Below are 11,460 nucleotides of genomic sequence, written 5' to 3'. Positions count from 1 at the left end.
ATTTCTGTAAATAGCTTCGAACTAGAGTTAAATCATCTGTATTTATACGCATAACAAAATATAAGATTTTGTCAACGAATTAGTTAACCTTTACAGAAATGACCATTGAAACTGCTTCAGCAAAAGTAAGAGACGTTGGTGTAAATGACGAACCAGAAGATTATAATTTACCTATTTGGGCAGGCTTAATGCCTTTAAAACAGATAGTCCTTCCTCCTATTTCTGATAAAAACTTAAAAGAAGGTATACAAGTGCCTAACCACGTAATAGAGTATTATAATATGCATAAATAAGCAGTTTATAATTTTAAAAATAACATTACATTGCATATATGAAAAAATACGATGTTATTATCCTTACAGATAAAAGGTATGTAAATCCTCAAAAGCTTGATAACTATATTCAAAATGTATTAGATGAAGATAACTATGTGAAAGTAGCGCTTGAAAACCAAGGCTTAAAAGCAATTCGCCTCTCATGGGATGATGCCACTTTTGATTGGTCTACAACAAAGTATGTTTTATTTAGAAGCACATGGGATTACTTTGATCGGTTTCCTGAATTTTCAACATGGTTAAATATTGTTAGCAATCAAACAACATTGTTAAACTCAGAAAAAATTATCCGTTGGAATATTGATAAGCACTATTTACAAGATTTACAACAAAATGGGGTGCATATTTGCGAATCCTACTTTATAGAAAAAGAGACTCAATCCACATTAAAAGAACTTTCACAAAAGTATAACTTAACAGAGTTTGTTTTAAAACCTTGTGTTTCTGGAGCAGCGAGACACACTTATAAAATTAATTCAGAAAATATTACTGAATACGAAACCGTATTTTCAGATTTAATAACCAATGAAGCTATGATTATACAGCCTTTTCAGTATAAAATTGTTGAAAAGGGAGAAATGTCGTTGATCGTTATGAATGGTAAATTTACACATGCAGTTTTAAAAGTAGCAAAACTTGGAGATTTTAGAGTACAAGACGATTTTGGAGGTTCAGTTTATAACTACACACCTACGAAAGAAGAAATTCTATTCGCTGAAAATGCTGTTAAAGCCTGTGTAGAACTTCCTATTTATGCACGAGTAGATGTTTTTACTGATAATAATGGTAAATTAGCTATTGCAGAATTGGAGTTAATAGAACCAGAGCTTTGGTTTAGAAATTACCCTGCTGCCGCAGATGAACTAGCTAAAGGAATTAAACAATTAATCAACAAAAATGAAAAAGTTATTTAAAATACTAGGTGCATTATTACTTATTGGAACTATTGTTTTAGCTGTTTTTTATTTTAAAAACAACGAAAGTCTTCCTACAGGAGAACAAGGGCCAAAAGCAGATGCTTTAGCTACCAAAATGCTTAAAGTATTAAATTATGAAGCTTATAAAAATACTCGCTTTATAGAATGGAGTTTTAGAGGAAAACATTTTTATAAATGGAATAAGCAAGAAAATATTGTTGAAGTATCATGGGACATAAACAAAGTGATTTTACACACAAAAAATCCAGAGAAAAGTATTGTTTTAGTAGACGAAAAAGAAACTAAAAATAAAGAAATACTTCAAAAAGCAATAGATTATTTTAATAATGATAGTTTTTGGTTAGTAGCTCCGTATAAAATTTTTGAAGGCGGAATTGAACGAAGAATAGTAATGTATGAGGGAAAAGAAGCCTTATTAATTACTTATATCACAGGAGGTTCAACACCAGGTGATTCCTATTTATGGATTTTAGACGAGAATGGTAAACCTACTAGCTATAAAATGTGGGTTTCTATAATTCCTACTGGAGGAATGGAAGCTACTTGGAATGATTGGATAACAACTGAGTCTGGAGCAATATTACCTACAAAGCATGAAATGCCTGTTGGAACATTAGATATGGGTGATGTAAAAGCTTATAATTAGTTTTTCTATAACTTATAAACAATAAAAAAGAGCAGCAAAATTGCTGCTCTTTTAATATTTATATAATTCGAAAATATTATTTCCCGAAGCTATAAGAGATTCCAAAGTTAATACCAAAAGAAGAGTATGGTACTTTTTCAGATAATTGCTTGCGAGCATAAGGGTTTCCTTGTGCCTCTTGATATTCAGCAATAGTTAACTCATCAACATATAAAATTTCTTTAGAGTAACCATCAGGTAAATTATTAATAGTTGCTACAGTCATTCTATTTCCATCAGGAGTAACAACTTCTGAATTAAACTCTTTAAAAATAGCTTTATCTCTAGTTACACTAATTCCCATATATTCTAATTCAGCAAATAAAGAAACTTTATTAGAAAGCTCATGTTTATAACCAATAGCACCTATAAAACCTAATGGTAAACGACCTTTGTAATCTTGAGTAAAAGTAGTTTCATTGTATGTTCCATCAGGGAAATTTCCGCCATTAGGAGTTGGTTGCCCAGAAATATCTTGCTTAATATACCCTTTAGCTTCAGTTTCTCCTCCAACTTTAATTAAAGCTCCGAAACGACCATAAATATTGTTAGTAAACTTGTAAACTAAAGATGCAGAAGCTCCATAAGCTCTAGCTCTAGCAATTACATCAACATCATTTCCTGGTACTGTTACTTTTCTAATAGTTTGATCTGCTCCATGTAAATAACCAAAAGCAGCTTCAACTCCAAAGGTATCATTGAAAAAATATCCACCTCTTAATTGAGTATGCATACCTTCACCATAACTACCGTAGGTATTCTCTACTCCTGATGTAGTAGTTTCTGTTCCAAAACGTACTCCTGCACTAGATATTGAATACCCTCCACTAGCAGAAACATAAAATTGAGCACTTACACTCATTGTTGCTAAAATCATAGCAAGCATTAAAATACTTTTTTTCATAATAAATTATTTGTTAACTTTAAATTGATAATAAGTAAACAAACGTAGTAAAAATCTACGATTAGCAGGACTTTATAACTGTTAAATTATTAGTATTATTGTAGTTAAAAGCACTCTAAAAATAACTTTTTTTTGAATAAAAATATTTTACATACTGAGGTTCAGGATTATATTAATCATAACCTAACATCCAATATAGAACAATTGATTTTTAAGGGGAGCCCTTTTAAAGAAGTTTCTATTCAAGAGTTAGCCAATCAAATCGTTGCTAAACAAAAATCAGAGAAAAAATTACCTGCTTGGTTTCAAACAAAAAACATCTATTACCCACCTAAATTAAGCATTGAACAAACCTCTTCTGAAATAACAGCTGAGTACAAGTCTAAATTAATTGATGGAGATTCAATAATTGATATTACTGGAGGGTTTGGTATTGATTGTTATGCTTTTTCAAAACGATTTAAAAAGATTGTACATTGTGAGATAAATGAAGAACTTTCAGAAATTGTTTCATACAACTATGAGCAAATGGGAATATTCAATATTGAAGTTGTAGCTACAAACGGATTAGAATACCTAGAAAACACCTCTGAAAAATTCGATTGTATTTACATTGATCCTTCTCGAAGAAATGAAAAAAAAGGAAAAGTTTTTTTATTAAGTGATTGTGCACCAAACGTACCTGAAAACTTAGATTTTTTATTTGAAAAGTCAAACACAATTCTTATTAAAAACTCCCCTATTTTAGATATCACATCAACCATAAACGAATTAAAATTTGTAAAAGAAGTTCATGTTATAGCAGTTAATAACGAAGTAAAAGAACTACTTTTCTTATTAAAAAAAAAATTTAAAGGGTTTATTGAGGTAAAAACATGTAATGTGTTGAAAAACAAAAAACAAAAATTTATTTTTAAGCTATATAGCGATTTTGATTTTGAATATTATCTACCGCTAAAATATCTTTATGAACCCAATGCTGCTATTTTAAAATCTGGAGGGTTTAACGAAATAGCAAGTCAACAAAAAATAGGCAAACTACATCAACATTCTCATTTGTATACTTCAGAAAATTTAATTGAAGATTTCCCAGGAAGAATCTTTAAAATTAACAATGTATTTGCTTACAATAAAAAAAGAATAAAAAAGCAAATAACGGAATCCAAGGCAAACATTACAACACGTAATTTTCCGAAAACTGTGGCTCAGATTAGAAAAGAAACAAAATTTAAAGACGGAGGAAACACTTATTTGTTTTTTACTACAAACCTAAACAACGAATTAATAGTTATTGACTGCACAAAAAGTGATTAATATTTATACTATTATTTGTAATTTACCGTTTATCTAGTTGATAGAAGCCCCTATCGAAAAGTATGTTTTATTGTTTAGGGGCGATAAAACATACTAAAAGCCTTGATCTTAATATCAGGGCTTTTCTTTTTACTTGCTTTTTTACATACATTTGTTCTTATCATGAAACAAACACAAAGCTACCAATCAATTAAACTCTCTAATAACTCTTTAGAGAAGTTTGATGATACTCTTGTAGTAGAAGCCCCACTACAAATAAACATTAACAAAGAGCCATATACAGTAGTTATGAGAACTCCTGGGAGCGATGAAGAATTAGTAAGAGGTTTATTGTATGCAGAAGATATCTACAAAAAAAAAGATGGAGTAAAAGTAGATATAATCAAAACTGAGAAAGACTTTTCTACAGTTATAAACATGGAAATTCTAAAAGAAAAATTAGGGAAAGGATACCTGAATAAACGTACTCTTTTATCAGTTTCTTCGTGTGGAATCTGTGGAAAAAAAGAATTAAAAGATTTAAAAGTTAAAGGAAAAACTTTAAAAAGTAACTCTAACGAAATAATTGAAGATATAGTTAAAGCTACATCATATATGTTTATGGAAATGAGTGATAAGCAAATTGTTTTTAAATCTACAGGAGGCAGTCATGCTTGTGCTATTTTTAATACCAATAAAAAACTATTAACCATTAAAGAAGACATTGGTCGTCATAACGCTGTAGATAAATGTGTTGGTGATTTAATCAATCAAAACAAGCTAAAAGAAGCTAATTATATGTTAGTTAGTGGAAGAGTTTCTTATGAAATAGTATCTAAAGCTTTCTTAGCTAAAATCCCGATAATAATAGCAGTTTCTGCTTGTTCTTCTTTAGCAGTAGATTTCGCAAAAGAATTTGGGATTTTCCTTATCGGTTTTAGTAGAAATAATAAAATGACAATCTATTCTACACCTCACGGATAATGTTTTTTCACAAGAAATAATTGTCTTTAGTCCCTATTATTCTCTTTAAAACTCACGAATTAAAAAAGATTTGTATTTTAGTGCTTTTAATAATTACTAACCAATCCATATACTTATGCCTTTTATAGAAGAAGATAAGTTTAAGTTAATGCAAGAAGACTTAGACAACGCTAAATTAAAAAGAGAAGAAGCAGAAAGCGAATTAAGTAGCACACAAGAAGAATTAGCTGCGGTAAAAAAGAGCTCGAAAACTCTGCCTATTTTCTTAGGACTTCTGTTAGGCCTTGCTTTAGGGGCTGCGTATTACTTTTACGCAAATGGAGGTAGTAGTGCTATTAATAACGTAGATATAGAAGCTGTAAAAAAGAAAGAAGCATACAGAGTATTAGATAGTATAAATAGAGCTCAAGCTAGAGCTGCTAGAAATGATGAAGAACCTGATAACAACAGCATATCGTCTGATATAAATACTGAAACAGTAGCAGGTGAAGTAGCAGAAAACACTACAGGGGAAACAATCTATTCAGTACAAATAGGAGTCCTTTCAGAAAATAAATATCCTTTATTGTCATCAGAAGTTATCCCATCAACAGTTACAACTAATGATGGTTATTTTAAATACTCTTTAGGTTTATATACTACTTTAGATGAAGCTAAAGATTTACAAAAAGAATTAATTAAAATTGGATTCAATGATGCTTTCGTTGCTTCATACATAAACGGAGAACGTCAAAAAATACATAATTAAATAATATTTAATGCTTAACATTATTTTTAAAAGAGCACTCGTAGTAAGTTTACTAATGAGTGTTCATTTTTTTTACGCACAAACAAATACCATTCCTGAAAGAAAAACACAGTTTGGTTTTGGTCAAATTGATTTCTTATCAATTAAAATGCCTGAAGGAGAACAAAATATGGACTACACAGGGCTTCATTACAACCTCAAACTAAATGATTGGAGTTATGCAGGAGTTGGTTTATATGGAGCTGTAGGGGGTATTAGAGGAGGTTTTTTTACGTTAGGTGTAAATGCTGGAATTCAACAAAAAATAACCGATAAACTTTTTATTGATGCTGGACTTCATTTTGGTGGTGGTGGTGGTGCATCTGCTCCTGATGGTGGAGGAGCGTTTATACTCCCACATCTTAATTTAGGATATGATTTTAAACATTTTTCTGCAACTGCAGGATACAGTTATGTTGACTTTTTTGATGGAGGTACCATTAACAGTAGTCAATTCAATGTAGCCGTACAAATTCCTCTTTCTTTTGAGATAGCAAATTTTAAAGATAGAGAAAGTGCTTTTTCTGTAGAAGATTTAAAGAAAAATTCTTGGAATGCCTTAAGTAATCGAATTTCATTGTTAGTTCACCTGAATAATGCTAAGGTAACTAAAGGGTCTTATAAAGGAAATACAATACGTTTAGCAGGATTTGAATTAAATTCATATCTTACAGATAACTTTTTCTTTTTTGTTAAAGCTGATGGTGCTTATCATGGAATTAAGGCAGGTTACATGGATATTTTCTTAGGTGGAGGTTATCATTTGTCAATGAATAAGAATCGTACAAATATTTTAGCTAAATTTGGGGTAGGCGCTGGCGGCGGCGGCGGCGTGGATACCAAAGGAGGTTTTTTAATTTATCCAGACATCTCTTTAGAGCAAAAGCTATTTGATAATGTGTATGCATCAATCAACAAAGGGTACTTGATGAGCCCTGATTCTCATTTTGTTTCTTCAACTTTTGGTCTAGGATTAAAGTATTATGTGGATAGAGATGGAGTTTTATCAGATGAAAGAGAATTTTCAGAAGGAAAATTTAAAGGGTTTGACGCAATTGTTAAACAAGATTTATATTTAAATGCTGCTAGAGATGGTGGGTTTAATCAAAACATGCATCAAATATCATTACAGTTAAATTTTTTCTTAAACAAGTATTTATATGCGGCAGGTCAAACTTCTTTTGCTAACTTTGGAGGTGCAGGAGCTTATGCAGAAGGAATTGTGGGGTTAGGTGTTCAAACAAATGACTTCTTTAAAGGAAGAACCTCTCTTTTTGCACAAGTTTTAGGAGGTGCAGCTGGTGGCGGAGGTATTAGTACAGGACAAGGATTAATTATTAAACCTAGTGTTGGGATTAATCAAAAACTTACTAATAACCTAAATTTAAGATTAGGAGCAGGTTATGTAAAAGCAAGAGGAGGAAAATTAAGTAACACTCAATTAAATTTGGGAATTTCGTATCGTTTTTCCTTCTTAAGTGTTAAAAAGTTTTAAAAATTTAACTTTTCGTTAAAGTTTGATGAATTATCTTCGCTATCTAAAACAAAAAAATTAATATCCTTACTTTTTACTCTTAAAAAAGTAAGTCACAATCTATTATATATAAACATGATTAAAAAGAGAATTATATCTCCACTTCAAAACTTTATAAAAACTGAAAGTGCTAGTGGTATTTTATTGTTGGCAGCTACTTTATTAGCCCTTATTTGGGCAAACTCCCCTTTTAAAGATAGTTATAATGCTTTATGGGAATATAAAATAGGTTTTAAGTCTGAACATCTTGAACTATATAAACCATTAATACTTTGGATTAATGATGGGTTAATGGCAGTATTCTTCTTTTTAATTGGATTAGAAATAAAAAGAGAGTTTTTAATAGGTGAACTAAATACTACCAAAAAACTAGCTTTTCCACTTTTCGGGGCTCTTGGAGGTATGTTATTCCCTATTTTATTTTTCTTTTTTTTAAATAAAAGTGCTGATACAGCACACGGGTGGGGAGTTCCAATGGCTACAGACATTGCCTTTTCTTTAGCTGTTTTAAACACTTTAGGTAAAAGAGTACCGCTTAGTTTAAAAGTATTTTTAACTGCTTTTGCAATTGTTGATGATATAGGAGCTGTTTTAGTAATTGCTTTGTTTTACAGTAGTAGTATAGATATTACTTTAATATCAATCGCTATAGCTCTGTTAGCATTCTTATATTTTATAGCTCACAGAGGTTTTTACTCTAAGTATGTAACCTTTTTATTTGGTGCTGTAATTTGGGTTTTATTCCTTAAATCAGGAATACACCCAACAGTTGCGGGAATTTTAATGGCTTTTGCAGTTCCTATCAGACAAAAAGTACACACTCCTGAGTTTATCGCTAATTTATCAAAAATAATGGATAATATTAAAAAGGCTAAGGTTGCACCTAAGCCAATATTATCAAAAGAGCAAGTTGCTGAAATAGATAACTTGGATCACTGGATAGAAGACTACCAATCACCTCTTCAGCTTTTAGAGCATAAGCTACACGATTTAGTAGCGTATGCTATAATCCCTATTTTTGCTCTAGCTAATGCAGGTGTTTTAATAGATGGTGATGCACATTTAGATACTGCCTTAATAATAAACATCGCTTTATGTTTAGTTTTAGGAAATAGTATTGGAATCACTACAATTATAACTACGGTTAAAAAGCTTAAAATAATAGAAGTTCCTAAAGACATAAATAGTCGACATATTGTTGGAGTATCATTCTTAGCAGGAATTGGATTTACGATGGCAATATTCATAGCTAGTTTAGCCTTTGCTAAAAGCCCTGAGTTCTTAGGGTCTGCTAAAATTGGTGTATTACTAGGATCTCTTGTTTCTGCAATAATAGGGTACCTAATATTAAGATATAACAAAAGTGAGAGTGATACCAATGAAGACGATCAAAATAAAAAAGAAGAATTAAGTACTAATTAAAAACAGTACTTAATTTTTTAACTTATTTCACTCCAAATTCCACTTGTTTTTCTAAGTTTTTCATAAGCTTTGAGCAAGTTGGAATTTTTTGTTTCTAATAAGTTAGGGTCTTCTTGCAGTAAATTTATAGCAGCTTTTCGTGCTATATGTAATATAGGGCTATCTTTTACTACATCAGCAATTTTAAGATTTAAAACACCGCTTTGCTGTGTTCCCATAATATTTCCTGGACCACGAAGTTTTAAATCTACTTCAGCAATTTTAAACCCGTCAGTAGTCTCAACCATGGTTTGTAGTCGAGTTTTTCCATCTGAAGATAATTTATAGCTCGATAACAAAATACAGTAACTCTGTTCAGCTCCACGCCCTACTCTACCTCTTAATTGATGTAATTGACTTAACCCAAAGCGTTCTGCACTTTCAATTACCATTACAGAAGCATTAGGTACGTTCACTCCTACTTCAATCACTGTAGTAGCTACCATAATTTGAGTATCCCCTCTAGCAAAACGTTCCATTTCATAATCTTTATCTACAGGTTTCATTTGTCCATGAACAATGCTTATTTGATACTTTGGAGAAGGAAACTCTCGAGAAATACTTTCGTATCCATCCATTAAATCTTTGTAGTCCATAGCTTCCGATTCTTGGATTAACGGATATACTACATAAGCTTGTCGTCCTTTAGTTATTTCATCTTTCAAGAATTTAAAAACTCCCAAACGGTTACTATCATAACGATGTACAGTTTTAATCTCTTTACGACCAGGAGGCAACTCATCAATTACTGAAATATCCAGATCTCCATAAACTGACATCGCTAATGTTCTTGGAATTGGTGTTGCTGTCATCACCAAAATATGTGGAGGAACAACAGCCCCTCCAACCTCCCCTGAAGGGAGACTTTCTAAAGTTTCTTTTATATTTTCCAGAACATTATCAATGTTTCCAATAACTTCTTCATTGGTAAATCTAATTACCTTATATCCAAAATCAGTTAAAATTTCAGTACGTAAGTTGTCTGCTTCTTCTTGTTCAGGGATTTCATGATATTTTCCATCTACTTCAATGATAAGTTTTTTCCCTAAACAAACAAAATCAACTATAAATTCATCAATAATATGTTGTCTTCTAAACTTATAGTCTAATTGTTTTGTTTTTAAACTTTCCCATAAAACTCGTTCAGCAGGTGTTACCTGCTTTTTACGTTGTTCTTGTAGTTCTTTTAAAAGTTTATATGTTGAAGGACGAGCTGTCATATATTTTTTACGAACTCCTTCTCCCTTTCCTTTGGGAAGGGCTGCGGTTGGGCTCTTTTCCCATAACTTTCTTCGTTGAGCCACCCCAAAACGATGCTGTTCATCAATAATCGCAATACCAAGTTTTTTGAATTGCACTTTGTCTTCTAAAATAGCATGCGTTCCTATAAGTATATGCAATGAACCATCTTCTAAGCTTTCATGAATTTCTCTACGTTTTTTTGTTTTGGTAGAGCCTGTAAGTAGTTCAACCTTAATATTAGTGTTTTCTAACAGTTCTACAATCCCATTATAATGCTGTGTTGCTAGAATTTCCGTTGGAGCCATAATTGTGGCCTGATAACCGTTATCGATAGCTAAAAGCATCGTTAGTAACGCTACAATCGTTTTTCCAGAACCTACATCACCTTGTAATAATCGATTCATATGTGCTCCGGAGCCTACATCTTTACGAATTTCTTTTAATACTCTTTTTTGAGCATTCGTTAAATCGAAAGGTAAATGATTATTATAAAAACTAGTAAACTCCTCTCCTACTTGCTCAAAAACAAATCCTTTTAGTTTTGATTTTCGAATAAGTTTCTTCTGTAATAATTGTAATTGAATAAAGAATAACTCCTCAAACTTCAACCTGTATTGTGCTTTGGCTAATAATTCTTGATTCTTCGGAAAATGGATATTTAATAATGAATCTTTTTTACCTAAAAACTGGTGCTCTTCAATAAAGTAATCAGGAAAAGTTTCTTCAATATTAGTATATGCTTGCTGAAATAAATTCTGGATCATCGTACGCATGACCTTGTTACTTATTCCTTTCGTGCTTAACTTTTCGGTAGAAGGGTATACTGGTTGCATAGCCATTTGTAGCTTACTTTTGTATTCTTTTACCGTTTCCATTTCTGGATGTGGCATATTAGGAATACCATTATACCAATTCAGTTTTCCGTAAATAACATACGGAACATTTACTTTTAAACTATCTTTTATCCATTTGGCACCTTTAAACCAAACTAATTCCATAGTACCTGTAGCATCTGAGAAAGTAGCCACTAACCTACTTCCTCTTTTTTGTTTTACTGTTGTAACTCCTGTTATTTTTCCTACAATTTGTACTTCAGCGGAGTTTTGTTGTAACTGATTAATCGTATAAAACTGGGTTTTATCGATATATCTAAACGGAAAAAGATGTAATAAATCATTACAGGTTTTAATACCTAGTTCGGTAAATAATAACTCTGCTCTGGCAACACTAATTCCTTTTATATATGTTACGGGGTTATTTAAATTCATTAAGAACGAAAATACAAAAAGCCATTAAA

General features: G+C 31.4%; 10 protein-coding genes. 8 read left to right on the top strand and 2 right to left on the bottom strand.

Annotated features, from left to right (window positions below):
* Nucleotides 1-98: 98 nt before the first annotated feature.
* The 3 genes from C7448_RS12240 to C7448_RS12230 are packed head-to-tail and all read left to right on the top strand — an operon-like array spanning nt 99 to nt 1,919.
* Nucleotides 99-293 (top strand): hypothetical protein, encoded by a 195-nt coding sequence (locus C7448_RS12240; RefSeq protein WP_115901674.1) that lies wholly within the window; start codon nt 99-101, stop codon nt 291-293.
* 38 nt (nt 294-331) lie between these two features.
* The gene (locus C7448_RS12235) at nt 332-1,249 is read left to right on the top strand and encodes an ATP-grasp domain-containing protein (RefSeq protein ID WP_115901673.1); all 918 of its coding nucleotides are present in this window, start codon (nt 332-334) and stop codon (nt 1,247-1,249) included.
* The gene (locus C7448_RS12230; protein ID WP_115901672.1) at nt 1,233-1,919 is read left to right on the top strand and encodes a hypothetical protein; all 687 of its coding nucleotides are present in this window, start codon (nt 1,233-1,235) and stop codon (nt 1,917-1,919) included. The genes C7448_RS12235 and C7448_RS12230 overlap by 17 nt, the downstream gene beginning before the upstream one ends.
* A gap of 76 nt (nt 1,920-1,995) precedes the next feature.
* Here C7448_RS12230 and C7448_RS12225 read toward each other — a convergent pair whose 3' ends face one another.
* Nucleotides 1,996-2,862, bottom strand: a complete 867-nt coding sequence (locus C7448_RS12225) for an outer membrane beta-barrel protein (RefSeq protein WP_115901671.1) — start codon at nt 2,860-2,862, stop codon at nt 1,996-1,998.
* A 132-nt stretch (nt 2,863-2,994) separates the two neighbouring features.
* Here C7448_RS12225 and C7448_RS12220 point away from each other — a divergent pair, with 132 nt between their 5' ends.
* The 5 genes from C7448_RS12220 to nhaA all read left to right on the top strand — a co-directional run bounded on the left by C7448_RS12220 (nt 2,995) and on the right by nhaA (nt 8,882).
* Nucleotides 2,995-4,176 carry a class I SAM-dependent methyltransferase gene (locus C7448_RS12220; RefSeq protein WP_115901670.1) on the top strand — a complete coding sequence of 394 codons (1,182 nt, stop codon included), beginning with the start codon at nt 2,995-2,997 and terminating at the stop codon, nt 4,174-4,176.
* Nucleotides 4,177-4,338: 162 nt separating this feature from the next.
* The gene (gene fdhD, locus C7448_RS12215; RefSeq protein WP_115901669.1) at nt 4,339-5,139 is read left to right on the top strand and encodes a formate dehydrogenase accessory sulfurtransferase FdhD; all 801 of its coding nucleotides are present in this window, start codon (nt 4,339-4,341) and stop codon (nt 5,137-5,139) included.
* Between the two features lie 115 nt (nt 5,140-5,254).
* On the top strand, nt 5,255-5,887 hold the full coding sequence (locus C7448_RS12210) for an SPOR domain-containing protein (RefSeq protein ID WP_115901668.1): 633 nt from the start codon (nt 5,255-5,257) through the stop codon (nt 5,885-5,887).
* 10 nt (nt 5,888-5,897) lie between these two features.
* Nucleotides 5,898-7,421 carry a hypothetical protein gene (locus C7448_RS12205; RefSeq protein ID WP_115901667.1) on the top strand — a complete coding sequence of 508 codons (1,524 nt, stop codon included), beginning with the start codon at nt 5,898-5,900 and terminating at the stop codon, nt 7,419-7,421.
* A gap of 114 nt (nt 7,422-7,535) precedes the next feature.
* Nucleotides 7,536-8,882, top strand: coding sequence for a Na+/H+ antiporter NhaA (gene nhaA / locus C7448_RS12200; RefSeq protein ID WP_115901666.1), 1,347 nt, complete (start codon nt 7,536-7,538; stop codon nt 8,880-8,882).
* 17 nt (nt 8,883-8,899) lie between these two features.
* Here nhaA and C7448_RS12195 read toward each other — a convergent pair whose 3' ends face one another.
* Nucleotides 8,900-11,431 (bottom strand): DUF559 domain-containing protein, encoded by a 2,532-nt coding sequence (locus C7448_RS12195; RefSeq protein ID WP_115901665.1) that lies wholly within the window; start codon nt 11,429-11,431, stop codon nt 8,900-8,902.
* Nucleotides 11,432-11,460: the final 29 nt, after the last annotated feature.

This window comes from Tenacibaculum gallaicum (assembly GCF_003387615.1).
Taxonomy (GTDB): domain Bacteria; phylum Bacteroidota; class Bacteroidia; order Flavobacteriales; family Flavobacteriaceae; genus Polaribacter; species Polaribacter gallaicus.
The sequence above is the reverse complement of the archived record's forward strand: the minus strand, read 5'-3'. Positions and strand labels throughout refer to the sequence as shown.

Excerpts from the sequence above, each read along its gene's own strand:
- C7448_RS12225 (WP_115901671.1), bottom strand. The coding sequence starts at position 2,862 with ATGAAAAAAAGTATTTTAATGCTTGCTATGATTTTAGCAACAATGAGT.
- nhaA (WP_115901666.1), top strand. The coding sequence starts at position 7,536 with ATGATTAAAAAGAGAATTATATCTCCACTTCAAAACTTTATAAAAACT.
- C7448_RS12235 (WP_115901673.1), top strand. The coding sequence starts at position 332 with ATGAAAAAATACGATGTTATTATCCTTACAGATAAAAGGTATGTAAAT.
- C7448_RS12210 (WP_115901668.1), top strand. The coding sequence starts at position 5,255 with ATGCCTTTTATAGAAGAAGATAAGTTTAAGTTAATGCAAGAAGACTTA.
- fdhD (WP_115901669.1), top strand. The coding sequence starts at position 4,339 with ATGAAACAAACACAAAGCTACCAATCAATTAAACTCTCTAATAACTCT.
- C7448_RS12230 (WP_115901672.1), top strand. The coding sequence starts at position 1,233 with ATGAAAAAGTTATTTAAAATACTAGGTGCATTATTACTTATTGGAACT.
- C7448_RS12205 (WP_115901667.1), top strand. The coding sequence starts at position 5,898 with ATGCTTAACATTATTTTTAAAAGAGCACTCGTAGTAAGTTTACTAATG.
- C7448_RS12240 (WP_115901674.1), top strand. The coding sequence starts at position 99 with ATGACCATTGAAACTGCTTCAGCAAAAGTAAGAGACGTTGGTGTAAAT.
- C7448_RS12195 (WP_115901665.1), bottom strand. The coding sequence starts at position 11,431 with ATGAATTTAAATAACCCCGTAACATATATAAAAGGAATTAGTGTTGCC.